The following is a 25,680-nucleotide window of genomic DNA, read 5'->3' on the forward strand; positions in this document are numbered from 1 at the left end:
TTATCCCCTCACGGCGCTACCCACGTGGAGATACCACTGGATGAGCTGCCCGCCGTAGAAGATGTACAACACCGCGCCAAAGGCCAGATAGGGGCCAAAGGGGATGGCCAGTTTGGAATCCTTCTTCAGGATCAGCATCATGGCTATCCCTACCACCGATCCGACCAGGGAGCTGGCAAAGATGATGAATGGAACGGCTTTCCACCCCAGAAAGGCGCCCATCATGGCCAACAGCTTGATATCGCCCCCCCCCATGCCTTCCTTGCCGGTCAACCACTGGTAGCAGGAGGCTACCAGCAACAGGCTGCCTCCCCCCAGGAGAATGCCCACTAGGGAACCGAGCCAGGTCTGCCACGGTAGGAAGAAAGAGAAGATGAAGCCGATCACGATCCCGGGCAGAGAGATCTCGTCCGGGATAATCTGATGTTCGATATCAATGAAGGTAATCACCACCAGGGCGCCGCAGAAGAGAAACAGCGCCAGGAAACTCAGGGAAAGCCCAAATCGCCAGAACAGGGCCAGGGTCAGGAGGCCGTTAAGCAGTTCCACCAGCGGGTACTGCAGCGAGATGTGCGCCCCGCAACCGCGGCATCTGCCCCGAAGCCACAGGTAGCTCAGAAGCGGAATATTGTCGAACCAGCGGATGCGGTACTTGCAGAGGGGGCAGTGGGATGGAGGGAAAACCACCGACTCGTTTCTGGGCATGCGGCTGATGCAGACGTTCAGGAATGAGCCGACGACCAAACCGAACGCGAAGATAAACAGAGTGAGGACAAGGATAGGGGGCATCATTCACGACCTGTCTGAAAATGGATGGCTATCTGCTGCTTCAGAAACGCTTCGATCTCGACGGCGGTGGCAAAGGAAAAACAGGCGTGCGCAATCTCCGCGGCGCGCTCCCTGCTGCAACGGCGCACCATCTGCTTGACCCGGGGAATCGACGTGGCATTCATGGACAGTTCGTCAAAACCGAGCCCGAGCAGGATCGGCAGAAAGAACGGATCTCCGGCCATCTCCCCGCAGATGCACGCCGGTATGCCTGCCAGGTGGGCCGCCTCGACCACCCGCCGCAGAGAACGGAGCACGGCCGGATGCAACGGTTGGTACATGGGGGCCAACTGTTCGTTGGAACGATCGACGGCAAGAGAGTATTGGATAAGATCATTGGTTCCGACGCTGAAAAAATCAGCCTCCCGCGCCAGCAGGTCGGCCAGGGTCACTGCCGAGGGAATCTCGACCATGATGCCGGCTTGGATATCCTTGTCAAAGGGGAGGCCGGCCGTTGCAAGCTCTTCTTTGGCTTCATCCAGCAGGGCCCGCGCGCGGCGCAGCTCCTCCAGTCCGGAGATCATGGGGAACATGATACGGGTAGGGCCGCTGATGCTTACCCGCAGGATGGCCCGCAACTGTTTTTTGAACTCATCGGGCATGGCCAGCGCCAACCTGATGGCGCGCATCCCCATGGCGGGGTTCTGCTCCACACTGAGCGGGATTCCGGCCAGCAGCTTGTCGCCGCCGGCATCCAGCGTCCGGATGGTAAGCGGATGGGGGGCGACAGCCTGTTGCATGGCGCCATAGATGCGGTACTGCTCGTCCTCTTCCGGCATCTCCAGCCGATTCATGAAGAGCATCTCGGTGCGGTACAGTCCGACCCCCTCCCCCCCATGGCTGAGCACGAAAGCGCCCTCTTCCGGCACCTCCACATTGCCCTTGAGTTCGATACGATGCCCATCGAGCGTCAGGGAGGGCAATGCGGCGCTCTTGAGCAAAGCCTGTTCATTGTATTCATAGCGCTGCTTCAACTTGAGGTAACGCCGAAAGGTCGCCTGGTCGGGGTTCAGGATCAGGGTCCCGCTGCTGCCATCGAGAATGGCCGGTGCATGGTCGTAGGCCAGATCGGCAACATCGTCGATGCCCGCCACGGCGGGCAGCCGGAAGGCGCGGGCGAGAATTGCGGCATGGGTCGTTCGGCCGCCGGCCTCCGTGACCATGCCGATGATGCGCGTCTTGTCCATTTGCAGGATATCGGCAGGCATAAGATCATGGGCAACGACGATGGTCTGGCCATGCTCCGCAGAGATCGGCGCCTGCACTTGGCCGGTCATGGTACGGAGGATTCTTTCGACGACCGCTTCGACGTCGCTGATCCGTTCCCGCAGGTAGGCATCCTCTATGCCGGCAAAAAATTCCCGGTACTTGTGGAGGGTGCGGCGCAAGGCCCCTTCGGCATTGATTCGTGAGCTTTCGATGATTGCCGCCGACTCGCTGAACAGACGGTCGTCGGACATGATCAACAGGTGGGTTTCTATGAAGATGAGGTGGTCGGAACCGGCATTTTCAGCGAGTCGCGTCCTGATCGCTTCAAGCTCGGAGCGGGTTTGCTCGATGGCGGTCCGCAGGCGCTCGATCTCGGCATCGATGCACTCGTGTTCAACCGAATAGGCTTCTACCGTCGGGCTTTGGCGGTCAACAACCTGCAACCGTCCGACCGCAATGCCGGGAGACATTGCGATGCCGGAAAACAGGCGCATGTCATTCTTCACCGAAGCCATTGGCGATCAGGTCTTCCATGGTTTGCAGGGCCTCTTCCTCGTCGTCGCCGTTCGCACTCAGGCGGACCGTCGTACCCTTTGAAGCGGCCAACATCATGATCCCCATGATGCTCTTGCCGTTTACCTCGATCCCTTCCTTTTCCAGCCGAATCTCCGAGACGAACCGACTGGCCGTCTTGACGAACAGGGCCGAAGCGCGGGCATGTAGGCCGAGCTTGTTGACTATCGTACATTCCTTGTGGAGCATGGCGTAGTTATAACCTCGTGGGAGCGCGCTGCTCCGAATATGGGCGATGAATCCGGTGCCGCTATTTTTTCAGGAACTCGCCGGCAACGATGATGCCTTCGCGACCGCACCGCTGAAGTTCGGCCGCCAGTTCGGGAATACCCATACGGGAACGTTTTGCACAGAATTCAATGATCATGGGCAGGTTGACGCCGGTCAGCACCTCGACGGCGCCGTCTTTCAAAAAAGACATGGCCATATTGGAGGGGGTCCCGCCAAACAGATCCGTCATGATGACGGCACCTTCTCCACTCACCTTTTCCACCGCGGCAACCACCTTGGCCATAATCGGCTCGGAACGTTCGTCAGCCGCGACCTCGACCTTTTCGCAGGCGTCGATCTGGCCCACGATCATCTCTGCCGTATGCAGCAGCGCCTCAGCCAAGCCCGCATGAGTTACAAGAACCAGTCCTGTCATTGTTGTCCCTTTTCAATATCTCTGTGAGTAATACGCACTGCGGGGAAATTGCGTCGCAGGTGTTCCGCCGTTGCTTCGGCAATGGCAACCGAACGATGACGCCCCCCCGTACATCCGATGGAGATGGTCAGGTATGCCTTCCCCTCCCTCTGATAGGCCGGTATCAGCATATTTACCAGCGGGAAAAAGGAGTCGATGAAGCTTTTTGTCTCCGGCAGTCCCATGACATAGTCCCGCACCTCCGGATCAAGCCCCGACAGATTCTTCATCTCCGGGACGAAGAACGGGTTGGGGAGAAACCGCACATCCATGACGATGCTCGACTCCATAGGAATACCGTAGCGAAAACCGAAGGATTGGACATCCACGACAAATGGACTCTCCCCCTCCTCGCCCCTGACGATCCTCAGAACGAAATCCCTGAGTTGATGGACGTTGAATTCCGAGGTGTCGATAATCTTGGATGCCATCTGACGCAGCCCGGAAAGCTGTTCACGCTCGATGCGGATCCCTTCGCTGACCGAACAATGTTCGGCGGCGGGATGGCGACGACGGGTTTCGGAAAAACGCCGGACCAGGGTTTCATCGAGGGCATCGAAGAAGAATATATCGATGCTGTGGCCGGCATTACGGATTTTCTGAAAAGCGCTTTCGTAGCCTTTGATAAATTCACGGCCGCGGATGTCGGCGACCAGAACGATCCCCTTGAAGGTCTCGCCCGATTTCTCGATCAGGTCGACAAAACGCTTGAAGAGGCGTACCGGCAGATTGTCGATGCAATAGAAGCCCTCGTCCTCCAGGGCCCTGACCGCCGTTGACTTTCCCGAGCCGGACATGCCGGTTATCACAATGATGCGCATGGCCTACTCCACCTCGTTGCCCAAGGGGCGCAGTTCAATCCGCGACATGAGCCGTTCCTGAAAATCCCGCGCAGAATGATACCCCATTCCTTTGAGCAGGAAGTTACGGGCAGCCACTTCGATGATCGATCCCAGGTTGCGTCCCGGCCTGACCGGTATGCAGATATGGGGGATATCGACCCCCAGAATGGTTTTCCGGCGATCATCCAGGCCAAGGCGGTCGTATTCCTGGTTGGGGTCCCACTCGACCAGTTCCAGCACCATGTCGATGATCTTCTTTTCCCGGATGGACGAGACGCCGTAAAGATCTTTGATATTGATGATGCCCAGTCCGCGAATCTCCATCAGGTGCTGGATAGCCTCTTCGGCCAGGCCGACGAGGGCCGCCGGCACCTTTTTCTTGATAAAGACCATATCGTCGGCCACCAACCGATGCCCACGGATCACCAGATCAAGGGCGCACTCGCTTTTACCGATGCCGCTCTTGCCGGTCAGCAGGATACCGACTCCCAGCACGTCGACCAGCACACCGTGCAGATGGGTGGTGGGGAGCAGGCGTTCTTCAAGAAATTTGGTGATCAGCGAGATGAAGGTCGAGGATTGGTGAGGGGTGCTGAGGACCGGTATGGCGGCATTATCTGCGGCATCCAGCAGACAATGGGGGGGCAGCAGTCCCTTGGTGATGATAAAGCAGGAGATCGGAAATGCGCAGAGCGTCTTGATGCTCTCCGCAGCCAGACGGTCGTCGACCTGATTGAGGTAGGAAATTTCGGTGTTGCCGAGCACCTGAATCCGCTCGGGATGCAGGTGCTCGGTGTAACCGCTCAGGGCAAGGCCGGGCTTCTGGATGCGTGGACTGTAAATCCGGTTCCCCATCCCCGCTTGGCCGGCAAGCAGTTTCAGGCCCAGACCGTACTCGCTGTCATCCAGTATTTCCTGTATGGAAAGGCTGATTCCGTCCAATTGCATCTCCAGCGCGCCTGTCCGGCAATTACGCCCGTTGAGGCTCGATCAGGCCGAAGTTGCCGTCTTTGCGACGATAGAGAACGTTGATTTCGCTGTTGGTCGAGTCGGTAAAGACGATGAAATCCTTATTGAGCAGATCCATCTGCATGACCGCCTCCTCCACCGACATCGGCTTGGCCGTTTCCGTTTTGGCCTTGATGACGACCGGCTCGCCGCTGGCTTCAATACTCTCGGCCTGGAACACCTTTTTGGTGAGTTGACGGCCACGCTCGTCGGTAGCGGGTTTGTGGGTCTTGATCTTTTCCTTGTAGCGCTTGAGCTGGCGCTCCATCTTATCGATTACGGCATCGATGGCGGCGTACATGTCGTTGGTCGCCTCGGATGCCTTGCTGCTGACGCCTTTAGCGTTTATGACGATCTCCGCGATGTGGCGGATCTTCTTTTCGACCGTGAAGAACACCTGGGCAGTGATCGGCCCGTCGATATATTTGGTAACCCGTTCAAGCTTTTCCTCGGCATACGATTTGAGGGCATCGCTCTGTTCCATGTGCCTGAATGTCGTTGTTACCTGCATACCTTCCTCCTCGTGTAGCGTGTAGTTGAGTGGTGCCTCGGACTTTGAGGTTTAGAAATGCCGCTTTCGTTCAGATGAGGAGCCGATCCTCAAAAGTTCGCGGTACTTGGTGACCGTGCGCCGGGCAATATTGACGGTCTGCCCGGAAAGCAGCTCGGCGATTTTCTGATCTGAGAGCGGCTTACGCGGATCCTCCTTTTCTATAATCTCCTTGATGCGGTTTTTGACACTCTCCGAAGCGACGAAATCCCCCTCGCTGGTCGAAAGGCCGCTGTTGAAGAAATATTTCAGCTCAAACAACCCCTGGGGGGTCTGCATATATTTGTTGGTGGTGACCCGGCTGATCGTGGATTCGTGCATGCCGATATCGTCGGCCACATCCCGCAGCACCAGAGGGCGCAGGAATTCGATGCCCCGGTCGAGAAATTCGCGCTGGAACCTGATGATACTCTTGGCGACCTTGTAGATAGTGCGCTGGCGCTGCTGAATACTTTTGATCAACCACATGGCCGAGCGGACTTTTTCGTTGATATACTCCTCGGCCCGGGAATCGACCCCGGCGTTGCCCTTCACCTCGGTGTAATAGGGGCTCAGACGGAGACTGGGCAGCCCTTCTTCATTCAGCATGACCACATATTCTTCGCCCACCTTGTAGACGAAGATATCCGCCGAGATGTACTGCACGTCCTCGGAGCCGTAAATCCTGCCCGGGCGGGGGTCAAAGCCGGCAATGATCTTGGCAGCCATCAGCACCTGATTGAGATCGACCCCCAGGTCCCGGGCGATCTGTTTGTACTTGCGGGTTTCCAGGTCGTTCAGGTGGTTGAGCAGCACCCGCTCGACGACGCTCCCCTCCATCCCCAGAAAGCGGGCCTGGATCAAGAGACATTCCTTCAGATCGCGGGCACCGACGCCGGTCGGGTCGAACTCCTTGATGCGCTCCAGAACCGACAGCACCTTTTCGGAATCGCAGTTGCAGACCTGGGCTATCTCCTCCACCGCGGCGCGCAGGTAGCCGCTCTCGTCGATATTGCCGATGATCTCTTCGCCGACCTGGACCTCGGCATCCGAAAAGGGCCCCATATGGAGTTGCCAGAGCAGATGGTCGTTCAGGGTCCCCTTGCGGGTCAGCATGCTCTCGAATGACGGACGGTCGTCCTCCCCGCTGTACTGCTCGCCGGAACTGTAGTTGTAGCCGTCCAGATAGCTGTCCCAGTCCCGCAGGGTATCTTCGCCGGTTTCTACCTCATGGAATTCCTCGCCGGCCTGTTCCGGTTCGCTCTCCTTCTCTTCAAGTTCCAGAGATTCGGGTTCGCGAACCTCCTCGGCCTCGACGCTTTCTTCCAGAAGCGGATTTTCCTCCAACTCCAGGCGCACGACATCCTGAAGCTCCAGGCGGGTCAACTGGAGCAACTTGATGGCTTGCTGCAACTGGGGCGTCATCACCAGTTGCTGGGTCATCTTCAGTTGTTGGCGCATCTCCATTGCCATGCCGCTTCTACCTCGAACAGGATGTGATGTTCAGTGCGTACGCACCGAATCTGCAACCAAGAATCCGTGTATTTGTGCCGTCCATCAGAGACGGAAATCGTCTCCCAGGTAGATTTCCCGCGCTTTGCGACTGGACGCGATGTCGTCAGGCGAACCGAATTCCAACACCTCGCCGCCGCTCAAAATATATGCCTCATCACAGACCCCCAAGGTCTCACGTACGTTGTGGTCCGAGATGAGCACGCCGATGTTGCGTTCCTTGAGCGACACGATCAGGTTCTGAATGTCGGCCACTGCAATGGGATCAATGCCGGCAAAGGGCTCGTCCAGCAGGATAAAGGCCGGGTTTGTGATCAAAGCCCGGGCAATCTCCACCCGCCGACGCTCGCCCCCGGAAAGGGCGTATCCTTTCGCGCCGGCGATATGGCCGATCCCGAATTCATCCAGTAGTTCCGCCATGCGACGCTTGCGGCTATCACGATCCGGTTCGACCGTTTCCAGTATCGCCAAGAGATTGTCGGCCACAGAGAGCTTACGAAAGACCGACGCCTCTTGGGGAAGGTAGCTGATACCCCTGCGAGCCCTTTGATACATGGGCAACCCCGTGATTTCGTCGTCGCCCAGAAAGACCTGACCGCCATCAGGCCGGGCAAGGCCGACCACCATGTAGAAGGTTGTGGTTTTGCCGGCGCCGTTCGGCCCTAGCAGCCCAACCACCCTGCCCGCCTGGATGGAGAGGTCCACCCCCTTGACCACCTGGCGGCCGCCGTAGTTCTTGAGCAGGCCACGGGTCCAGAGCCGGAGAGGTTCAGCGTGTACCGGCATTGCCCTTTTTACCCGTCGGATGAATGACCACCTCTACCGGACGGCCGGCTCCACTTGAGACCTCGCTGCGGTCCTCGTCAATGAAATAGGTAATGATATTACCCGACATGGTATCGGCTCCCTGCATGATTTTTGGGTTGCCGGTCAAGGTGATGCGCCCCAGTTTGCTTTCATAGACCGCATGGGTGGCGGTCCCGATACGGCTTTCCTGGACGATGCGCACATTGCCGTTTGCTTCGATCTTTTCGACGTCGTTCTTCTTGTCGCCGTAATTGATGATGAGCCGGTCGGCATAGATGGTGATATCACCCTGCTTTGCCACGACCTTGCCGCTGAAGATCGCTGTTTTGCCTTTGTTGTCGGCGGCCAGTTCATTGGCCTTGATCGCAATGGGCAGACTCGACCGGTCCTTGTGGGCGGCGGCAAAGGCGGTGGACAGCGGGAGCATCATGCTAACAAATATTATAAATAATAATGATTTAATTTTCATCTTATTCATCTATGACTCTTCGAGCCGGCCACGCCGGCATCAACATCCTTGAGGAATCGGGCTTTCTGACTCTTTACGTCCAACTCCATCCCCCGTGCGGTGAGGGTCAGACGCTGTTGCCGGAACGCCACCTTGTCCGATGTCCTGAACAGAGAACGCGCCGCCACGTAGTCAACGGTCTCGGTATCGAATATGACCCCGGTCTCCGTTACCACATGAACTTTGCCGCGCAAAGCGACGTTTCGGCTTTTGCTGGAATAGGTTCCTTGTGCCGCAGTCACCGTAATGGCCCCGGCAGTGGCCGTCCGGGCAAACTCCATGCGAATATCGGACAGGTTGGCGACATCGCCGTTTTTGTCATACTCGGCCTGCTTGGCCACCAGTTCCCAGACAGCCGTACCCTCCCGTACCTCGTAAAAGCGTGCGTTGTGTATGGCCATGTCGATGTTCTGGGGAAGTTGCCGCGAGACCGGCTCCGGTAGGGCCGCCTGGTGTGAGCCTTTCAGGGCGATGGCGGCCACAATGCCGATAATCGCCGTTATGACAAGAATAGCCAGTGCCAACCTGATGTTTCCGGGCGATACCATATCGGCGTATACTATACCATCGGCCGGCAGGGCTGTCCAGCAAAAGGTACGCCATGTTTGTTTTTTGGCACAGAGATTGAATAATCAGCACAAATCATAACGCGCCGTGACCTCGCTCCACTTACCACACCCCTTGAGAATCAGGTCGCACACCTCGCGTACCGCGCCTCGCCCACCGTCGCGGGACGCAATGTAATGCGCCGCTTCCTTTGCTTCGGCAAGGGCATCATGGGGCGCAGCGGCGAATCCGACACGCCGCATGACCGGCACATCGATGACGTCGTCCCCCATGTACGCGATCTGGCTGTCGGCAAGGCCGGTCTTCCGCTTGACGTCTTCGTAGCTTTCCAATTTCTTCAGGGCTCCCTGATAAACCAACTCGATCCCCAACTCCTGGGCGCGAACGGTTACCACGGCGGAAGAACGCCCGGTAATGATCCCCACCTCGATGCCGGCACGCTGCAGCATCTTGATGCCATGTCCGTCCTTTACGTTGAAAACCTTGGTTTCAAGGCCGTTGCCATCATAGATGATGCCGCCGTCCGTCATGACGCCATCGACATCGAGGAGAAGGAGCTTGATTGTTGTGAGACGCACGTCCATGTTATGCGATACCCGCCCTGAGGATGTCGTGCAGATGAATGATGCCGCAGGGAACGCTCGCCTGTTCGTCGTCAAAGACAAACAGCGAGGTGATGGAACAGCGTTCCATGACCTGCAACGCGGCCGCTGCCAACTCCTGACGCATGATGTGTTTGGGATTGAGCTTCATGATCTCGGAGGCCTGCTTGCCGAGGATATCATAGCCGTGTTCCAGAGCCCGGCGGAGATCGCCGTCGGTAATAACCCCCTTGAGCGCCCCCCCTTCACCGGTCACGCCGGTCACCCCCAGCCCCTTGGCGGTAATGACAAACAGGGCGTCTTTCATCAGCGTATGCTCGGAGACGAGTGGTATCGCCTCGCCGCCATGCATGAGATCCTCGACACGCAACAGCAACTTCTTGCCCAACGAACCGCCGGGATGAAAGATTGCGAAATCCTCGGCGCGAAAGCCTCGCTTCACCAGAAGGGCCACTGCCAGCGCATCGCCCATGGCCAGGGTGGCGGTGGTGGATGCTGTCGGTGCGAGCCCCAAGGGGCAAGCCTCTTCCCTGACCGAAACATCCAGGAAAACATCGCTGCTGCGCGCCAGGGCAGAAGCAGGGTTACCGCTCATGGAAATCAGGTGGGCGCCAATCCTCTTGATGGCCGGCAGGATGCGCAGCACCTCTTCGGTCTCCCCGCTATTGGAGATGGCGATCACCACGTCGCCGGTCATAATCATCCCCAGATCGCCGTGGATCCCCTCGGCGGGATGGAGAAAAAAGGCCGGCGTGCCGGTGGAGGCCATGGTGGAGGCGATCTTTTGCCCGACCAGTCCCGATTTACCCATGCCGCTGACGACCACACGCCCCTTGCAGGCCAATATCAGTTCGACCGCCGCCTCGAAGGCGCCGCCGATTCTTTCCGCCATGGCCAGCAGGGCTTCGGCTTCCGTCCGTATCACCCACTTGGCTTTTTCTAAAATCATCTTGAGTCCCGCCTGTGTCGTATAATGTGCCGGACATGTTTCAGTCAAGCGAAGCAGTACATACCTAAAATCAGAAAAAATAGCAACCTTTGATGAGGCGCCCGCCGTTCCCGGCAGCCACGGACTTGGCGCCGGCGTTCTGATTTTTCTTTGAACCAACGGACGCTTGGGGGTACAATATCACAAAAAACATAACACCAGACCAGGATACTCTTTCAGACATGAATATTCTTCTCCATACCTGCTGCGGGCCGTGCGCCCTCTATCCGCTGCGCAGACTGCGCGCCGCTGCCCATACCGTCACCGGCTTTTTCTTCAATCACAACATCCACCCCTACCAGGAATACGCCCGCCGGCGTGAAGCGGCGCAACAGATGGCCGAGGGCGAAGCCATGCCTCTCATGGTCCGGGATGAGTACGATCTTGAGGGATTTTTGGCCAATGTTGCCGCAGAGCCGGAGAAGCGGTGCAGCTACTGCTACGCCTCGCGCCTGAGGGCCGCCGCGGCTGCCGCTTCCGAGCACGGCTTTGAGGCATTCACCTCATCGCTCCTGTATAGCCGCTACCAGCGACACGACGAGATAAGAACGCTGGGGGAACAGGCGGGCAGAGAGTTCGGTGTAGCTTTTTTTTATGAGGATTTCCGCACCGACTGGCAAGAAGGGATCAGATTGTCGAAGGAAATGGGGCTGTACCGCCAGCAGTATTGCGGCTGCATCTACAGCGAAAAGGAACGCTACGCCCCGCGGGAAAAACGGTCATGAACGGCATGGGGCGCCCCTTGATCATCATGGGGCTCGTCCTGGTGGCAGCGGGCCTTGTGCTCTCTTTTGCCCCGCGCATACCGTGGCTGGGAAGGCTTCCCGGAGACATTGCCATCAAGCGGGAGCATTTCAGCTTCTATTTCCCACTCGCCACCAGCATCCTGATTTCCGCCGTCATATCTCTCATCCTCTGGCTTATCAGAAAATAGGAATATGCGCGGGAAAAATGCGAAACGCTTCCGTATACTACAAAAAAAGCCCGTGTTTCCACGGGCTTTTTCAGCAACTTTGCCTCAATGCCGATTAGGCATGGATAGCATTCACGGGACAGGTATCCACGCAAGCGCCACAGTCAATACAGGTATCGGCGTCAATTGCACGCTTGGCTCCCTGTTCGCTGATGGCGTTCACCGGGCAGGAATCCTCACATGCGCCGCAATTGGTGCAATCGTCGGTAATGGTATGAGCCACGGTTTCACCTCCTTGTAAGATTCGCCTTCCTTACGGAAAACATTTTTATGTATACCATGTTGCCAATCAGTTGTCTAGTCAAGAATACGGGACCCCTGTCATTGTGGATTTTTACAAAATGTGTTGAATTCAAAACGGCACTACGGTATATATCAAAAACAGTTTTATTTTAACAGGTTATTTTAGTAAGAGTGTTCTTTTTTACTGATATTATAAATCTATCTCCGTTTATTCGAGGGAGGACACCATGATTATAATGGCGCTGAACTGCGGAAGTTCCTCAGTGAAGTACCAGCTCTTCGACTGGGAGCGCAAGGAGATCGTGGCAAAAGGCATGGTGGAGAGGGTCATCATCGGCGATTCGTTCATCATGCACGAGGTCCCCGGTCGCGAGACCCACCATTACGAGCAGGACTGCCCCAACCACCAGGCCGCCATCGACCTTGTCATCAAGACCGTCACCGACCCGGTCACCGGCGTGTTGAAGAGCGTGGCGGAGATCTCGGCCGTTGGCCACCGCGTGGTGCATGGCGGCGAAAAATTCACCTGCTCGGTGATGATCGACGACAAGGTCCTCGATGCGGTCAAGGAGGTCCAGCATCTGGCCCCGCTCCATAATCCGCCGAATATCGAGGGGATCGAGGCGGCCCAAGCGCTCATGCCGACCATCCCCCACGTGGCCATTTTCGATACCGCATTCCACCAGACCATGCCGGAGTACGCCTATATCTACCCGCTGCCCTACGAGTGGTACGAGAAGTACCAGGTCCGGCGCTACGGTTTCCACGGCACCTCGCACCTGTATGTATCCAAACGCGCGGCCGTTCTCCTGGGCAAATCCCCCAAAGAATGCAACATCATTACCATGCACATCGGCAACGGCGTTTCCCACTGTGCCATCAAAAATGGCATTTCAGTGGACACCACCATGGGGCTCACCCCGCTGGAAGGTGCCGTCATGGGGACGCGCTGCGGCGATATCGACCCGGCGATTCCCGCCTTCATGATGCAAAAGGAAAACCTGTCCGCCAAGGAGATCGACAGTATCCTCAACAAAAAGAGCGGCGTCATGGGCATCACCGGGCGATTCACCGACCGCCGGGACGTGATCGAGCACGCCCAGGCCGGCGACCTCCGGTGCCAGCTTTCCCTGGAAATAGAGGCCTATCGCTTGAAGAAATATATCGGCGCGTTCATGTCGGTTGTGGGCAGGCTGGATGCCGTAGTATTCACCGCCGGCGTCGGCGAGATGGGCGCCCCGATCCGTGAGAAGGCCATCGAGGGGCTGGAGCACTTAGGCATCATCCTGGACAGGGAACGCAACAGAAACGCCATGACCCGCAAGCGGGAGTCTCTGATCACCACGGACGATTCGCCGGTCAAGGTTTTTGTGATCCCCACCGACGAGGAGTTGGTCTTCACCGAGGATGTGGTGGCCATCCTGAACGGTACCTATACCGATCACATGCACTTCGAATACTCGTTCGGCAAGCAGGATTTTGTCCGAAAATAGCGCGTGCAGCCGTCCCCCCACCCCCCTGTCATGAAAAAACCGGCGTAAAGCCGGTTTTTTCATGACAGACGAAGCCCTGGCCGATCACGTACGATCTCACTCCTTCAGTTCATCCTTCAGCCCTTCGACCACCGCCTTTACCTCGGCGACCATTTCCTCAGCCTGAGAAGATTTTTCGCACGTGAGATACTGTTCGAAATAGTGCACGGCATCCCGGGTCCGTTCCTGATCCATGCAGATTCCGCCCAAGGTCAGGTAGGCCATACTGAAGCAGGGGTCCAGCCGCACGGCCTCGCGGCACTCCTCTTCGGCCGCTTCCAACTCTTCCACGTCGTAATATAATTCTCCCAGGTTGTAGTGAACGGCGGGATCGTCGGGGTCGATCTCGATCCCTTTTCGGTACGCTTCCACAGCGCCTTCAGTGTCCCCCTGCCCATAGAGGGCGTCGCCCAGGGCATTCCAGGCAAAAACATTGTCCGGTTCCAGTTCGAGGGCCTGGTGATAGGCACGGATGGCATCGTCGCCACGTTCCTGGCTGTTGTAGACCAAGCCGATGCTGACCAGTGCATCCGCATCCTTCGGGTCCAACTCCAGCACGCGTTGGTAGCTGGCAATGGCTTCATGGGGCCGGGCGGCCTCGAAATAAAGGTCCCCCAGGGTTGTCAGCGCATCCGGGTCGTCCGGCACACGCTTCAGCCCCTCGCGGTAGCTGGCGATGGCGTCGTCCAGGCTCCCCCCCTCAGCCAGGGCGTCCCCACAACAAAACCAGCCGTCAGGGTCATCGGGATACGCCTTTCGGTACTCCTCCAGAACGGCGACCGCCCCCGGCGCATCTCCCGACTCAAGGAGATCAATACCTTTACGCAAAAGCTCATGAAGAAGTTTATCGGGCATGGGTGTCTCCTGTAATGCATGGATGGTAACAGATACTGGCAAGATATCAGAACTGTTCACCATGTTTCCACAAAATTAATGGGATAGCGATCCGAAGTGAGTTCCCTGCCCTGTATACCGTACCATAGTTCGATTTTGCCAAACAGGATTTTTAAAGACTTTTACTTCGTACGCAAAATAATCTATTATTTGGAGATATTTTTGCACCGGAGATGTTCATGAAAGAGAGCCATCACTCAATCGGCCTGCGCACGCTGGAAGATATCAGCGCAATCATTCTCCATTCCCATGACCTGCATGAAACCTTGGACAATATCGTTACTATCGTGGCCAGACGCATGGGCACGGATGTCTGTTCAATCTACCTTCTGGAGCAGGATGGCGAAACCCTAGTGTTGAAGGCCAGCAAGGGCCTCTCCAAGGCATCGGTCAACCGCGTTTCCATGAAGGTCCACGAGGGGCTCACCGGCCTCACGTTCGAGAGCCGCGGCATGGTCATGACCGATAACGCCCCAGCCCATCCCCGCTATAAGTACTTCAAGGGGTCCAAAGAGGAAAACTTCCTCTCGTTTCTCGGCTTGCCGCTCTTCGAGCGCAAGACGCCCATCGGCGTCATCGTTATCCAAACCCGCGAGGCCCGTGATTTCAGCGAAGACGAGATCAGCGCCCTGCGCACCATCACCTTCCAGATCAGCAGCATCGTGCATAACGCCCGCCTGCTCGATTCCATCCAGCGCACCGAGCAGGAACGCGCGTGGTTTGAACAGGAACTGGCCAAAATAATGAACGGCGACGCTATCAGCGAACCACCGGCCGTGAAAAAAACCGACAAAAAGGTATCCTCTCCGCCGCGCATGCTGGCCGGCAGTGCCGTTTCGGCGGGATTCTGCCGCGGCAAGGTCTATATCCTCGACCGTTTCAACGACAAGGTCATCAAGGTGGCCAAGGTCGGCACCAAGGCCGATGAACACCACAAACTCAGCCTGGCCCTGGAAAAGGTGAAGATACAGACCCTCTACATGGAGAAGCGGGTCAGCGAAACCCTTTCCGAAGGTGACGCCGCGATCTTCCACACCCATCTGATGATCCTCGAGGACCGGGGATTTTCCAGCAAGGTCTGCGATCTGATCGATCAGGGGATGGGAGCAACCCGTGCCGTGCACGAGGTTGTCCATCATTACGTGCAGGCCTTCTCAGCTATGGAAGATCCTTATCTGCGTGAACGGTCGGCGGATATGGAAGACATCGGGCGGCGCCTGATCGACTGTCTGGAGGGGAACGACAAAACGGCGGTGACCCTGAAGGAGAAACGGGTCCTGGCAACGGATGAGATCTTCCCTTCGGACCTTGCCATGTTGGACCACGACAAGATTCTCGGTATTGTGGCCGAGAAGGGCAACATGTACTCACATGTCGCCATCATGGCAAAATCCCTGGGTATTCCGGCTGTTCTGGGAATATCGGGGCTCATGGACGCCTCCAACGTCAAGGACGAGATCATTGTGGACGGCACCTCCGGCCATATCTACATCAACCCAGATGGAGCTATCAAGAGGGAGTACGAGCGGCTTGAGCGGGACCATGCCGGACGCCAGAGAGAGCTGGAAGGTCTGCGGGGGCTGCCGGCGGTGACCCGCGACAACGTCACCATTGTCCTGAATGCCAATATCGGCCTGGTTTCCGACGTCAGGGTCGCCAATATGCACGGCGCCGAGGGGGTCGGCCTCTACCGCACCGAATTCCCGTACATGACGCGCAGCGCCTTTCCCGACCGCCATCAGCAGGCGGCCGTCTATCGCAAAATTTTGGAGGCGTTCTCCGGGCAATTGGTCAACATTCGCACCCTGGATATCGGCGGCGACAAGGCTCTGCCGTACTTTAGCTGCCCCCACGAAGAGAATCCCTTCCTGGGGTGGCGCTCCATCCGCGTCTCCCTGGAACGGCAGGACATCTTCCGGGAGCAGTTGGCCGGAATCCTGCTTTCATCCCCCGCCGGCACCCCCAGCATCATGTTTCCGTTGATTTCCTCGGTGGATGAAATCCGGCAGGTGAAGGAGATACTCGCCTCGGTGAGGGAAGAGCTGGAGTTGGAGGGGCACGAACTGCGCAAGGATATCCCGCTGGGGATCATGATCGAAATACCGGCTGCCGTCCAGATCATCGACCATCTGCTCAAGGAAGTCGATTACGTCAGCATCGGCACCAACGACCTGATTCAGTACACATTGGCCGCCGATCGGAACAATCCCCGGGTGAAGCAGTATTACGACCCATACCACCCGGCGGTGCTTCAATCCATCAAGCGGGTGGCCGATGCGGCGACAAAGGCCGGCAAAAAGGCATCCGTCTGCGGTGAAATGGCTACCGAACCGATCAACGTCCTGCTCATGGTAGGCATGGGCATCCGTGAATTCAGCCTCTCGGCCCCCAGCATCCCGGTGGTCAAGCAGGCCATTCGCTCCCACAGCATCCCCGAGTGCCGCACCCTGGCACGCCAGGTCCTTGCCTGTGCCAGCAGCGTCGATATCAGAAGGAAGCTGGACGAAGCACGCAAGAAGCTGCTTGTCTGATGTCCTGTGCGGTCAGTCCCGCACAGGACCCCTCCCCCGCCCTTCGGCCGGATTAGAACATGAACCGCCGCATGCTGATATTCTGCAGAATGCCGATCCCCACCATGGAGGTAATCATGGACGTACCGCCATAGGAGAAAAACGGTAACGGCACCCCCACCACCGGAAACAGGCCGATCACCATCCCCATATTGATGACGATATGCCAGAAGAGCATGGCCGTCACTCCCACCGCCAGTAAACTGCCGAACCGGTCGTTGCAGCGCCGGGCGATGTTGAGCCCCCACAGTACCAGGATGAGATACAGAACGATCAGCACCAGGCAGCCGATAAAGCCCCACTCTTCGGCAAATACCGAAAAGGCGAAATCCGTATGCTGCTCCGGCAAAAAGCGTAACTGGGACTGGGTGCCTTTGACGAACCCCTTGCCGAAGACGCCGCCGGAACCGACGGCAATCTTACTCTGGATTATGTGGTAGCCGCTTCCCAGGCGTGAACGCTCCGGGTTTAGAAAATCGAGGATCCGATTTTTCTGGTACGGTCGCAGCAACTTTGCCCATCCCAGCCAGAGCATCGGCACCATCACCAGGGCAAAGGTGACCACCGTCGACCATCTGAGCCCCACATAGACCGCCAGGGAAAGGGCGATCAGGAGGACCAGAACAGCGGTCCCCAGGTCGGGCTGTTTCATGATCAGAAGAACCGGCACCGCCAAAATACCGAGCGGGAAGAGCACATCCTTGACGCTCAAGCCGTTTACCGTCTGCACATTCGTGAAATACTTGGCGAACGTGGCAATGATGACGACCTTCATCAATTCAGACGGCTGGACATTGAAAAAACCGAGGCTCAGCCACCGTGTCGCTCCCATGGAACGACGCCCCACCACCAGCACGGCCACGAGGAGGATGATCAGAAATCCGTAAAACCAGTAGGAAAAATCCTCCAGGATATGATAATCAAAACTGCAGATGACCGTAACGACCAGCAACCCGAACAGCACCCAGTAGAATTGCTTGAGGTAATAGGGAGCGCCGACGATCTTGTAGGGCGTTGTGGCGCTGTAGATATTCATGATGCCCAACAGGCAGATCGCGGTCACCAAGCCGATCAACATCCAGTCGATATTTGTCAGCAGACGGCGGTCAATCATCGGCTTTTTCCTCATTCACGCCCTGTTGTTTGGCGGGCGGCTCCGGTTCGTCGTCAGTACCCTCGTCCCCCTTGCTCTTTAGGCGTACCGGCTCCTTTTTGGGCGGTTTCTTACTATCGAACCAAGCCCGCAGGATACGGCCTGCAATGGGCGCTGCCGCCGAACCGCCGTGCTCGCCATGCTCCACGATCACCGCCACGGCGATTTCCGGCTTTTCATAGGGGGCAAAGCCCACAAACAGGGCGTGGTCCCTATATTGGTACGGCGTCGCCTGCTTGCTGTCGCGCAACTTGACCACTTGTGAAGAACCGGTTTTGCCAGCCACATGCACATCAGAGAGCCGCGCCGCGGCACCGGTTCCCCCGGGCTCGTTCACCACGGCGAACAGCCCCTGTTTGACCAGCTTGAATTTATCCGCCGAGATGCCGGTCGTACCCATCAATTCCGACTTGAACTCCCTGAGCGGTTTACCGTCGGCATCGACGATACGCTTCACCAGGTAGGGACGGTACACATTGCCCTCGTTGGCCACCGTAGCGATCATGGAGACCAGCTGGATCGGCGTCATCAACACATATCCCTGGCCAATGGAGACCGGCACGGTCTCGCCGTGTAACCAGCGTTTGCCGAAGCGTTTCAGCTTCCATTCGGCGGTGGGGATGAGCCCCGCCTTTTCGTGGGCCAGGCCGATGCCCATGGGCGAGCCGAGCATGAACCGCTTCGCCATGGCGGCGATACGGTCTACCCCCAACCGCTCACCTAACTGGTAAAAATAGACGTCGCACGACTCGCGCAGCGACTTTTTAAGGTTGGTGACGCCGTGCCCATGCTTGTTCCAGCATTTGAAGGTCGAGGTCCCCAGCTCATAGGAGCCGTTGCAATTCACGGTGGTATTCTCGTCGATCTTACCATCCTCCAGGCCTGCCAGCGCGGTGATGACCTTGAAGGTGGAACCGGGAGGATACTGTCCGGTCAGCGCCTTATTTTCAAGGGGGTGGCGCTTGTCATCCAGGTATTCCTTCCAGACATCCGCTGGCATCTTCCCGCTGAACAGCGCAGGGTCGAATCCGGGATTGCTGACAAAGGCCAGAACCTCGCCGGTGTTCACGTCCATGGCGACGGCCGCTCCGGCCTGGTCTCCAAAGGCCATTTCCGCCTGTTTCTGGATACGCGCATCGATGGTCAGCACCACACTGTTGCCGACCGTGGGGTAGGACTCGGAAATGGTCCGTAAAACCCGGCCACGCGCATCCACCTCCAACTGCCGGCCACCGTCGTTGCCGTGCAGTTCCTTTTCCCAACTCCGTTCGATGCCGTTCTTGCCGAGATAATCGCCGGGATTGTACTCTTCGAACCCTTTGGCGCTCAGTTCATCCTCAGAAATCTCGCCGATATACCCCAATAAATGGGCCGCCAGTACGCCGCTGGCATACTCCCGCACCGGCTTCATCTCGATCTCGACACCCGGCAGACGCAGATGGTTTTCCTCCACGATCTCCACCTGGTCGCGGCTGATATTCGACGCGAGAATGATCGGGTAATACTTGGCCCGCCCCTTCCCTTTCTCCCATCGTTCGCTCAGTTCGGCGCGGTCCATGCCGAGCAGCGTTGTAAGGCGATCGAGCAATTCGTCCTTGTTCTCGACCTCCTGGGGCACAACCGCCAGGCTGAATGACGGTTGGTTGCTCACCAGCACCGTACCGTTGCGGTCCATGATGGCCCCGCGGGATGCGGCTACCGGTACGAAACGCAGGCGGTTGTTTTCCGACATGTTACGGTAATCATCGACGCTCAGGATCTGAAGATGCCATAGACGCAGCAGCAGCAGGAAAAAGATGCCGCCCACCACAAAGGAAAGGATCAGAATTCGTCTCTTGGACTCCGAGATCTCGCGGATAAAACGTTGTTCTTTCATGGTGTTTCCAGCGGGCGGTCGAAACCGGGAATAAGGGGGACAAGGGAGGCGACAAAGGCATTCACCAAAAGATGGGGCAGCAAACCGAGGCCCATTGAGTAGGCAATGCCGGGTGACGCGGTGAACATGACCAGGAGGAGAAGATTTATGGCGACGCAACTCAAGGTGGCCACGCTGGCGGTTATCACGAAAAGCGGCGCGCTCTCGGTGTAGAGCCGGTCGGAGATATTCTTGATAACCAGGAAGATGAGGAGAAAACTGAAGGCATTAAGCCCCAGATAAATCCCGCTGAATACGTCCTTGACAATCCCCAGTCCCCAGGACAGGGGGGCTCCCGCCTGGAACGAGCCACGCAAAGCCAGGTAGACCACAATGATCAGCAACAGATCCGGCTTAAAGGGCGAAGCGATATGAACCGGCAGCACCGATGACTGCAGTATCACAGCCGACACGATAACGATCAGCGCTCCCCCCACCTTAGTCATGAGTGTTCACCACCACGAGCACATCCTCCAGGTGGGTGATATTCACGGTGGGACGGATGGTTACAGTCTGGAAAATCCCATATTCCCCGCGCTTCACCATGGTCACCTCGCCGATCGGCAACCCCTTGAGGAACACCCCCCCGATGCCGGATGAAACAACCATGTCTCCGACCTTGACATCTTCTCCGCGGGTAGCGAACTCAAGTTGGCAGAGCCCGTCCCCCTTACCCTTGACCACGCCCCTGGCACGTGACCGCTGAATGGTGGCGGCAATGCCACTGGAATGATCGGTCAAGAGCAGTACTCGGGAGCTGGAAGGGGCTACCTTGACAATCTGGCCCACAATACCGTCAGCCGCCACCACGGCCATCCCCTCGGTGATTCCGCTGGAGCTTCCGCGATCAATGACCAGGGTTCCGAACCAGGGGCTCAGGTCCTCTCCAATCACACTGGCGGCCAAGGTTGGTGCCTTGATCGAATTTTTGACGTCCAAAAGTTGGCTCAGGCGTTTGTTTGCCAGCACCATTTCTTCCGCGGCAATGAGACGGCTGTTAAGCAGCTTGATCTCTTGAATCAGATGCAGGTTTTCCTGGCGCACATTCACCAGATCGAGGTAATTGGTCCAGACCGTCTCGCCGAAGACACTCAATTGGAAAAACGGCTTTGCAATCGGTTCGAAAACGGTCATGATCCCGCGCTCGACGATGTTGGCATCGCGTTTGTGGGGGATATTGATGGAATAGAAGATCAGGGCCGCGAGGATGGCGACCGCCGTCAGGATGAAGAGCGCGTATTTTTTTAAAAAATCCATATCTGTCAACTCGATGCGGGCGTAATAACAGACCGCCTGGCCGTCGTCTCCCGCTTCATTCCCGCAGGTTATTAGTTTCTGCCGCAGAGCTCGTTTTCACCGTATACCCGCATGAGATAGTCGCGGTAACTCGAATGAGGAGTTTTATCAATGATCTGCTTCATGTGTACGCAATCAATGAACCCGCGGCGCAGTGCAATCTCTTCCAGACAGGCGATCTTGAGCCCCTGACGCGACTCGATGGTTTCGATGAAGTTACTGGCTTCCAGGAGACTCTTGTGGGTGCCGGTGTCCAGCCAGGCGATGCCCCGCCCCAACCGCTCCACCGTCAACTCGCCACGTCGCAGGTAGGCCGTATTGACATCGGTGATTTCAAGTTCTCCCCGCGGCGATGGGGCGATGGACTTGGCCGTATCCACCACCGTGCTATCATACAGATAGAGGCCGGGGACCGCATAGCGGGATTTAGGCTCTTTCGGTTTTTCTTCGATGCTGAGCACCCTGCCCGATGCGTCGAACTCAACAACACCGTAGCGCTCGGGATCATTGACCTGGTAGCCGAAGATGCGCGCCCCTCCCTGGAACTCCGCAAAGATACGATCCAGGTTCATCTTGCCGTAGAATATGTTGTCCCCCAGGATCAGGCATACCGGCTTGCGGTCAATGAATTCCTCTCCGACCAGGAAGGCCTGGGCGATCCCCTTGGGCTCGGGCTGAACCTTATAGGTGATGGTAATGCCCCAGCGGGAACCGTCACCCAAAAGTTTCTCGAACCGGGGGATGTCGTGGGGCGTGGAAATCAGCAGGACATCCCTGATGCCGGCCGCCATGAGGGTTGCCAGGGGATAATAGATCATTGGCTTGTCGTAGACCGGTTGAAGCTGCTTGCTGGCCACCAGGGTCAACGGGAACAGGCGGCTGCCCGCGCCACCAGCCAGAATAATACCTTTGGTGATGCCGAGAGTCATGGTGGGAATCCTTTTCGGGTGATTTAATGTGAATAATAATTATGACATGCCTGACAGCAACCTGTCAAACCTCATCACACTTGGGTACCAGGGAGAGAACAGCAGCCAGCAGGTCGTCACACACCGAGGTCTCCGGCAAGACCCGCGCCTCATCGGAGGCGCCGTAGCCGCTTCGCACCAGGATTGTGCGGCAGCCGGCAGCAATCCCGGCCTTCATATCGGCCAGTTTGTCGCCGATCATGACCGACGCCGCAAGGTCGATGTTATGACGGCGCGCCGCCTCCATAAGCATGCCCGGCAAGGGCTTGCGGCACCGGCAGGGGAGCGAGTAACTTCCCCGGCCCGCCGGATGGTGGGGGCAGTACTGCCACGCGTCCACCCGCGCACCTGCTTTGCCGAGTTCGACGGCAATATGACGGTGCAGGATTTCAACATCCTCTTCGGTGTAATATCCCCGGGCGACACCGGACTGGTTCGTAACGACCACCACCAGAAAACCGGCCTCGTTCAAAAGCCTGATCGCCTCCGGCGCCCCCGGGATAAACTCGAAATCCTCGATCCGGTAGAGGTAGTCCTTCTCCACATTGATGGTGCCATCCCGGTCCACGAAGACGGCCCGTTTCTGAGCGCCGACGCCTAAAACCATTTCGAACCGCCCACCAAGCGGCGAAACTCCTTCTTCATTTCCGCAATCATGACAGGAATTCGCATTTCAAACGTGCTCCAGGATCGTTGGATATCCGCAATCTTCTTTTGTTCATCTTGGAAAATGGCGGCAGGGGTGCCGACCGTGGCGGTGATTTCCGCAACAATACCTTCATCCTCTGCCATGAAGGCATTCATGGCGGAGCAGAATTCGTCGCTGAAATAGATGCCGCTCTTCTGGTAGACATCGAAGAATTCCTGGATGGATGTCAGGAAGTTCTGGGCAAGGGAGACGACCGCCGCGAGATTGCTCTGCCCCGTTCTGGAAAGCATCCGGCCGTTTTTCCCGATGTCTATCATGATACCGTATAATTGAACCAGGGAATCCGACCTGCTGTCCTGCATGGCGCCGAAGATCATCTTTTCCTCGGTCAGGGCGTTTCTGAACTGGTCGAGCGTATGGGTGACATCCAGATGGAGTTGTTGTTTGAACAGGTCGTGCCGTTTGTTGATTTCGTGCACGATAACCGACTTGGTGGACCAGGCGACTGCCACAATAATGGCAATAGCCACTCCACCGATGGTCAGGAATTGGATGGCAACGTCACTTGAGAACATAGCAGCCCCTCCTTGGGGACACGGCATGAAAGTGGTGTAAACAACTATTTGACAAACCAAGGCTAATCATTCTATTTTGCACAAGCTGTGAGTACATTTTTCGAACAAGGCGGAACACATCATGATTAAGACCAACAACCTCAAGATCACCGCCATAACGCCTGTCATCGCTCCCTCAGAACTGCGGCAGGTCTTTCCGCTCTCCGACCGCGACCGCGAGTTCGTCAACACGAGTCGCGAACGCGTCAAGGAGATCATCCATCGCCGGGACCGGCGCCTGATGATGGTGGTCGGCCCCTGTTCGATCCATGATCCCCTGGCCGCCGTTGAATACGCCAAACGCCTGGCACTGCTGTCCCGCAAGGTTGAAGATCACCTGCTCCTGGTCATGAGGACCTATTTCGAAAAGCCGCGCACCACCATCGGGTGGAAAGGGCTGATCAATGACCCGGATATGGACCACAGCCACCTGATTTCCAAGGGGCTCGGCATCGCCCGTGGCCTGCTTCTGAAGATCACATCCCTGAACGTGCCGGTGGCCACCGAGATGCTGGACCCTATTACGCCCGAATACCTGGCCGACATGATCAGCTGGGGCGCCATCGGGGCCCGGACAACCGAGTCCCAGACCCACCGGGAGATGTCAAGCGGCCTCTCGTTTCCGGTCGGCTTCAAAAACGGCACCGACGGCAATCTGCAGATCGCCATGGACGCCATGAAGGCGGTTCAGCACCCCCACAGCTTCCTGGGCATCAACCGCGAGGGGCGGACCTCCATCATCCAGACCAGCGGCAACCCGGACGTCCACATCGTTTTGCGGGGCGGCTCCCGCAAGGTCAACTACACCCCGGAAGATATCGCCGCCACCGAAGAGAGCCTCAAAAAGAACGGGCTGTTCCCCACCATCATGGTGGACTGCAGCCACGGCAACTCCAACAAGGATTACCAGAAACAGCCGGAGGTTCTGGAAAGCGTCATCCAGCAGGTTATGGACGGCAACAGCTCCATCTCCGGCGTCATGATCGAAAGCAATCTGGAGGCCGGCAGCCAGAAAATCCCTGTCGATCCCAGCCAGTTGAAATACGGCGTTTCCATCACCGATGCCTGTATTGACTGGTCCACTACCGAAAGGATCATTCTCGCCGCCCACGACCGGCTGCGTAAGGCGAAAAGGTGAATGGTGAAATGCAAAATGTGAATCGTGAAATGTGAATGGTGAATGGTTAAAAGCCGAGCGGCAAAAAGCGTTTTTTTCACTATTCACTATTCACTATTCACGACTCACGATTCACGCCTCTCCCCTACTCCGCTTCGTACATCAAGCGCATCCCACCGGCGGCATTCCTCAGAGTGCCGCTGAATTTACCTTCCATACCGTCAGCCAACACATCCAGGTAGTCGATCTTTTTCTTGGGAGCGTGAATAACCTCGGGATCGCCGGTGATGCCGGCCAGGCGACCAGCCTCATCAATGGCGTCCTGGAGGGTTCCCAGCCGATCAACCAGCTTCAGTCCCTTGGCCTGTTCGCCGGAGAGGATGCGGCCGTCTGCAATCCTACGCACATCTTCAAGCGGCAATTTGCGCCCGGCGGCCACCGCCCGGACAAATTGCTCATGGGTATTGTCGATGACCGCCTGGAGCATGGCACGGTCTTCCGTTGAAAGCTCCCGCAGCGGCGAGCCGGAATCCTTGAACTTACCGGTTTTGAGTGTATAGGACTTGATGCCGATCTTGTCCATCAGCGTTTCGATATTGGAAAGTTTGAGGATCACGCCGATACTGGCGGTGATGGTGCCGGGGTTGGCGTAGATCAGCGTGGCCGGAGCGGAGATGTAGTAACCGCCCGAGGCGGCCAGGCTCCCCATGGAAACGATGATCTTCTTCTTGGCGGCAAACTTTTTGACCTCTTCGTAGATCTCCTGAGACGGCGCCACCACCCCGCCGGGTGAATCAACCCGCAGCACCACGGCCTTGATGTTTTCCTGTTTGAGGAAATAGCGCAGCTGGCGGATCGTGTCCTTGGAGTCGAGGATCATCCCCCGGACCTCCAGCAGGCCGACGCCCTCCTTGTCCGCCAGCTTGGTATCCATTCCCCCGATTATCACCTTGGCAATCAACAGGGAGCCGGCAAAGAGGATCAGGAAGGCGGCCACGGCGGCAAGGAAGATCACGGCAATTTTCTTTATCATGCAAGGCCACCCGGGTCGACAATTTTAGGGTGCCATGACACCCCGACTTCTGCTACACTATCACT

The 25,680-nt window shown here is 57.2% G+C and carries 28 protein-coding genes; 5 read left to right on the plus strand and 23 right to left on the minus strand.

What is annotated here, in order from left to right; genetic code table 11:
* The 13 genes from ET418_RS02095 to ET418_RS02155 all read right to left on the minus strand — a co-directional run bounded on the left by ET418_RS02095 (position 1) and on the right by ET418_RS02155 (position 10,619).
* Positions 1-792, minus strand: coding sequence for a prepilin peptidase (locus tag ET418_RS02095; protein ID WP_149305913.1), 792 nt, complete (start codon positions 790-792; stop codon positions 1-3).
* Positions 789-2,531 carry a phosphoenolpyruvate--protein phosphotransferase gene (gene ptsP, locus ET418_RS02100; RefSeq protein WP_338045064.1) on the minus strand — a complete coding sequence of 581 codons (1,743 nt, stop codon included), beginning with the start codon at positions 2,529-2,531 and terminating at the stop codon, positions 789-791. The genes ET418_RS02095 and ptsP (ET418_RS02100) overlap by 4 nt, the downstream gene beginning before the upstream one ends.
* Position 2,532: 1 nt before the next feature.
* Entirely contained in the window at positions 2,533-2,799 is a 267-nt protein-coding gene (locus tag ET418_RS02105) for an HPr family phosphocarrier protein (RefSeq protein WP_149305915.1), read from the minus strand.
* Between the two features lie 61 nt (positions 2,800-2,860).
* The gene (locus ET418_RS02110; RefSeq protein ID WP_149305916.1) at positions 2,861-3,256 is read right to left on the minus strand and encodes a PTS sugar transporter subunit IIA; all 396 of its coding nucleotides are present in this window, start codon (positions 3,254-3,256) and stop codon (positions 2,861-2,863) included.
* Complete coding sequence (rapZ, locus tag ET418_RS02115; protein WP_149305917.1) at positions 3,253-4,116, minus strand: RNase adapter RapZ; 864 nt, start codon at positions 4,114-4,116, stop codon at positions 3,253-3,255. Before rapZ ends, ET418_RS02110 begins: the two co-directional genes overlap by 4 nt.
* A 3-nt stretch (positions 4,117-4,119) precedes the next feature.
* A complete protein-coding gene (gene hprK / locus ET418_RS02120; protein WP_149305918.1) occupies positions 4,120-5,079 on the minus strand; it encodes an HPr(Ser) kinase/phosphatase in 960 nt (319 codons plus the stop codon).
* A gap of 28 nt (positions 5,080-5,107) precedes the next feature.
* On the minus strand, positions 5,108-5,656 hold the full coding sequence (gene hpf, locus ET418_RS02125) for a ribosome hibernation-promoting factor, HPF/YfiA family (RefSeq protein WP_149305919.1): 549 nt from the start codon (positions 5,654-5,656) through the stop codon (positions 5,108-5,110).
* A 51-nt stretch (positions 5,657-5,707) separates the two neighbouring features.
* Positions 5,708-7,147, minus strand: a complete 1,440-nt coding sequence (gene rpoN, locus ET418_RS02130; protein ID WP_149305920.1) for an RNA polymerase factor sigma-54 — start codon at positions 7,145-7,147, stop codon at positions 5,708-5,710.
* Between the two features lie 84 nt (positions 7,148-7,231).
* A complete protein-coding gene (lptB, locus tag ET418_RS02135) occupies positions 7,232-7,972 on the minus strand; it encodes an LPS export ABC transporter ATP-binding protein (protein ID WP_149305921.1) in 741 nt (246 codons plus the stop codon).
* Positions 7,956-8,423, minus strand: a complete 468-nt coding sequence (gene lptA, locus ET418_RS02140; RefSeq protein ID WP_246152907.1) for a lipopolysaccharide transport periplasmic protein LptA — start codon at positions 8,421-8,423, stop codon at positions 7,956-7,958. Before lptA ends, lptB begins: the two co-directional genes overlap by 17 nt.
* A 44-nt stretch (positions 8,424-8,467) precedes the next feature.
* On the minus strand, positions 8,468-9,025 hold the full coding sequence (gene lptC, locus ET418_RS02145) for an LPS export ABC transporter periplasmic protein LptC (RefSeq protein ID WP_188055222.1): 558 nt from the start codon (positions 9,023-9,025) through the stop codon (positions 8,468-8,470).
* 108 nt (positions 9,026-9,133) lie between these two features.
* Positions 9,134-9,652 (minus strand): KdsC family phosphatase, encoded by a 519-nt coding sequence (locus ET418_RS02150; RefSeq protein WP_149305923.1) that lies wholly within the window; start codon positions 9,650-9,652, stop codon positions 9,134-9,136.
* A gap of 1 nt (position 9,653) precedes the next feature.
* Positions 9,654-10,619: a KpsF/GutQ family sugar-phosphate isomerase gene (locus ET418_RS02155; RefSeq protein WP_149305924.1), complete on the minus strand. Its 966-nt coding sequence runs from the start codon at positions 10,617-10,619 to the stop codon at positions 9,654-9,656.
* A gap of 221 nt (positions 10,620-10,840) precedes the next feature.
* On the opposite strand from ET418_RS02155, the gene ET418_RS02160 reads away from it, so the two are divergent.
* Both ET418_RS02160 and ET418_RS02165 read left to right on the plus strand, forming a co-directional pair.
* The gene (locus ET418_RS02160; RefSeq protein WP_149305925.1) at positions 10,841-11,383 is read left to right on the plus strand and encodes an epoxyqueuosine reductase QueH; all 543 of its coding nucleotides are present in this window, start codon (positions 10,841-10,843) and stop codon (positions 11,381-11,383) included.
* Positions 11,380-11,592: a DUF2905 domain-containing protein gene (locus tag ET418_RS02165; RefSeq protein ID WP_149305926.1), complete on the plus strand. Its 213-nt coding sequence runs from the start codon at positions 11,380-11,382 to the stop codon at positions 11,590-11,592. Before ET418_RS02160 ends, ET418_RS02165 begins: the two co-directional genes overlap by 4 nt.
* Positions 11,593-11,686: 94 nt before the next feature.
* Here the strand turns inward: ET418_RS02165 and ET418_RS02170 are convergent, their stop codons facing one another.
* Positions 11,687-11,854 (minus strand): DUF362 domain-containing protein, encoded by a 168-nt coding sequence (locus tag ET418_RS02170; RefSeq protein WP_149305927.1) that lies wholly within the window; start codon positions 11,852-11,854, stop codon positions 11,687-11,689.
* 247 nt (positions 11,855-12,101) lie between these two features.
* Between ET418_RS02170 and ET418_RS02175 the strand changes: the two genes are divergently transcribed.
* Complete coding sequence (locus ET418_RS02175) at positions 12,102-13,367, plus strand: acetate kinase (RefSeq protein ID WP_149305928.1); 1,266 nt, start codon at positions 12,102-12,104, stop codon at positions 13,365-13,367.
* Positions 13,368-13,463: 96 nt separating this feature from the next.
* Here the strand turns inward: ET418_RS02175 and ET418_RS02180 are convergent, their stop codons facing one another.
* Entirely contained in the window at positions 13,464-14,261 is a 798-nt protein-coding gene (locus tag ET418_RS02180) for a tetratricopeptide repeat protein (protein ID WP_149305929.1), read from the minus strand.
* A 212-nt stretch (positions 14,262-14,473) separates the two neighbouring features.
* On the opposite strand from ET418_RS02180, the gene ptsP (ET418_RS02185) reads away from it, so the two are divergent.
* Entirely contained in the window at positions 14,474-16,831 is a 2,358-nt protein-coding gene (gene ptsP, locus ET418_RS02185; protein ID WP_275937943.1) for a phosphoenolpyruvate--protein phosphotransferase, read from the plus strand.
* A gap of 52 nt (positions 16,832-16,883) precedes the next feature.
* On the opposite strand, the gene rodA is transcribed toward ptsP (ET418_RS02185), so the two are convergent.
* The 7 genes from rodA to ET418_RS02220 all read right to left on the minus strand — a co-directional run bounded on the left by rodA (position 16,884) and on the right by ET418_RS02220 (position 23,426).
* A complete protein-coding gene (rodA, locus tag ET418_RS02190) occupies positions 16,884-17,984 on the minus strand; it encodes a rod shape-determining protein RodA (protein WP_149305931.1) in 1,101 nt (366 codons plus the stop codon).
* Positions 17,977-19,899, minus strand: coding sequence for a penicillin-binding protein 2 (mrdA, locus tag ET418_RS02195; protein WP_149305932.1), 1,923 nt, complete (start codon positions 19,897-19,899; stop codon positions 17,977-17,979). Before mrdA ends, rodA begins: the two co-directional genes overlap by 8 nt.
* The gene (gene mreD / locus ET418_RS02200) at positions 19,896-20,384 is read right to left on the minus strand and encodes a rod shape-determining protein MreD (RefSeq protein ID WP_149305933.1); all 489 of its coding nucleotides are present in this window, start codon (positions 20,382-20,384) and stop codon (positions 19,896-19,898) included. Before mreD ends, mrdA begins: the two co-directional genes overlap by 4 nt.
* Positions 20,377-21,195 (minus strand): rod shape-determining protein MreC, encoded by an 819-nt coding sequence (gene mreC / locus ET418_RS02205; RefSeq protein WP_149305934.1) that lies wholly within the window; start codon positions 21,193-21,195, stop codon positions 20,377-20,379. The genes mreD and mreC overlap by 8 nt, the downstream gene beginning before the upstream one ends.
* 71 nt (positions 21,196-21,266) lie before the next feature.
* On the minus strand, positions 21,267-22,163 hold the full coding sequence (rfbA, locus tag ET418_RS02210; RefSeq protein ID WP_149305935.1) for a glucose-1-phosphate thymidylyltransferase RfbA: 897 nt from the start codon (positions 22,161-22,163) through the stop codon (positions 21,267-21,269).
* Between the two features lie 64 nt (positions 22,164-22,227).
* Positions 22,228-22,809 carry a D-glycero-beta-D-manno-heptose 1,7-bisphosphate 7-phosphatase gene (gene gmhB, locus ET418_RS02215; RefSeq protein WP_149305936.1) on the minus strand — a complete coding sequence of 194 codons (582 nt, stop codon included), beginning with the start codon at positions 22,807-22,809 and terminating at the stop codon, positions 22,228-22,230.
* A complete protein-coding gene (locus ET418_RS02220) occupies positions 22,800-23,426 on the minus strand; it encodes a hypothetical protein (RefSeq protein WP_149305937.1) in 627 nt (208 codons plus the stop codon). The genes gmhB and ET418_RS02220 overlap by 10 nt, the downstream gene beginning before the upstream one ends.
* Before the next feature lie 121 nt (positions 23,427-23,547).
* Between ET418_RS02220 and ET418_RS02225 the strand changes: the two genes are divergently transcribed.
* Positions 23,548-24,603 (plus strand): 3-deoxy-7-phosphoheptulonate synthase, encoded by a 1,056-nt coding sequence (locus ET418_RS02225; RefSeq protein WP_149305938.1) that lies wholly within the window; start codon positions 23,548-23,550, stop codon positions 24,601-24,603.
* Between the two features lie 124 nt (positions 24,604-24,727).
* On the opposite strand, the gene sppA is transcribed toward ET418_RS02225, so the two are convergent.
* Positions 24,728-25,615: a signal peptide peptidase SppA gene (gene sppA, locus ET418_RS02230; protein WP_149305939.1), complete on the minus strand. Its 888-nt coding sequence runs from the start codon at positions 25,613-25,615 to the stop codon at positions 24,728-24,730.
* Between the last annotated feature and the right edge of the window lie 65 nt (positions 25,616-25,680).

Origin of the sequence: Oryzomonas rubra (assembly GCF_008369015.1) — a bacterium.
GTDB lineage: Bacteria > Desulfobacterota > Desulfuromonadia > Geobacterales > Pseudopelobacteraceae > Oryzomonas > Oryzomonas japonica.

Excerpts from the sequence above, each read along its gene's own strand:
- ET418_RS02095 (WP_149305913.1), bottom strand. The coding sequence starts at position 792 with ATGATGCCCCCTATCCTTGTCCTCACTCTGTTTATCTTCGCGTTCGGT.
- ptsP (WP_338045064.1), bottom strand. The coding sequence starts at position 2,531 with ATGCGCCTGTTTTCCGGCATCGCAATGTCTCCCGGCATTGCGGTCGGA.
- ET418_RS02105 (WP_149305915.1), bottom strand. The coding sequence starts at position 2,799 with ATGCTCCACAAGGAATGTACGATAGTCAACAAGCTCGGCCTACATGCC.
- ET418_RS02110 (WP_149305916.1), bottom strand. The coding sequence starts at position 3,256 with ATGACAGGACTGGTTCTTGTAACTCATGCGGGCTTGGCTGAGGCGCTG.
- rapZ (WP_149305917.1), bottom strand. The coding sequence starts at position 4,116 with ATGCGCATCATTGTGATAACCGGCATGTCCGGCTCGGGAAAGTCAACG.
- hpf (WP_149305919.1), bottom strand. The coding sequence starts at position 5,656 with ATGCAGGTAACAACGACATTCAGGCACATGGAACAGAGCGATGCCCTC.
- rpoN (WP_149305920.1), bottom strand. The coding sequence starts at position 7,147 with ATGGCAATGGAGATGCGCCAACAACTGAAGATGACCCAGCAACTGGTG.
- lptB (WP_149305921.1), bottom strand. The coding sequence starts at position 7,972 with ATGCCGGTACACGCTGAACCTCTCCGGCTCTGGACCCGTGGCCTGCTC.
- lptA (WP_246152907.1), bottom strand. The coding sequence starts at position 8,423 with ATGATGCTCCCGCTGTCCACCGCCTTTGCCGCCGCCCACAAGGACCGG.
- ET418_RS02150 (WP_149305923.1), bottom strand. The coding sequence starts at position 9,652 with ATGGACGTGCGTCTCACAACAATCAAGCTCCTTCTCCTCGATGTCGAT.
- ET418_RS02155 (WP_149305924.1), bottom strand. The coding sequence starts at position 10,619 with ATGATTTTAGAAAAAGCCAAGTGGGTGATACGGACGGAAGCCGAAGCC.
- ET418_RS02160 (WP_149305925.1), top strand. The coding sequence starts at position 10,841 with ATGAATATTCTTCTCCATACCTGCTGCGGGCCGTGCGCCCTCTATCCG.
- ET418_RS02165 (WP_149305926.1), top strand. The coding sequence starts at position 11,380 with ATGAACGGCATGGGGCGCCCCTTGATCATCATGGGGCTCGTCCTGGTG.
- ET418_RS02175 (WP_149305928.1), top strand. The coding sequence starts at position 12,102 with ATGATTATAATGGCGCTGAACTGCGGAAGTTCCTCAGTGAAGTACCAG.
- ET418_RS02180 (WP_149305929.1), bottom strand. The coding sequence starts at position 14,261 with ATGCCCGATAAACTTCTTCATGAGCTTTTGCGTAAAGGTATTGATCTC.
- ptsP (WP_275937943.1), top strand. The coding sequence starts at position 14,474 with ATGTTCATGAAAGAGAGCCATCACTCAATCGGCCTGCGCACGCTGGAA.
- rodA (WP_149305931.1), bottom strand. The coding sequence starts at position 17,984 with ATGATTGACCGCCGTCTGCTGACAAATATCGACTGGATGTTGATCGGC.
- mrdA (WP_149305932.1), bottom strand. The coding sequence starts at position 19,899 with ATGAAAGAACAACGTTTTATCCGCGAGATCTCGGAGTCCAAGAGACGA.
- mreD (WP_149305933.1), bottom strand. The coding sequence starts at position 20,384 with ATGACTAAGGTGGGGGGAGCGCTGATCGTTATCGTGTCGGCTGTGATA.
- mreC (WP_149305934.1), bottom strand. The coding sequence starts at position 21,195 with ATGGATTTTTTAAAAAAATACGCGCTCTTCATCCTGACGGCGGTCGCC.
- rfbA (WP_149305935.1), bottom strand. The coding sequence starts at position 22,163 with ATGACTCTCGGCATCACCAAAGGTATTATTCTGGCTGGTGGCGCGGGC.
- gmhB (WP_149305936.1), bottom strand. The coding sequence starts at position 22,809 with ATGGTTTTAGGCGTCGGCGCTCAGAAACGGGCCGTCTTCGTGGACCGG.
- ET418_RS02220 (WP_149305937.1), bottom strand. The coding sequence starts at position 23,426 with ATGTTCTCAAGTGACGTTGCCATCCAATTCCTGACCATCGGTGGAGTG.
- ET418_RS02225 (WP_149305938.1), top strand. The coding sequence starts at position 23,548 with ATGATTAAGACCAACAACCTCAAGATCACCGCCATAACGCCTGTCATC.
- sppA (WP_149305939.1), bottom strand. The coding sequence starts at position 25,615 with ATGATAAAGAAAATTGCCGTGATCTTCCTTGCCGCCGTGGCCGCCTTC.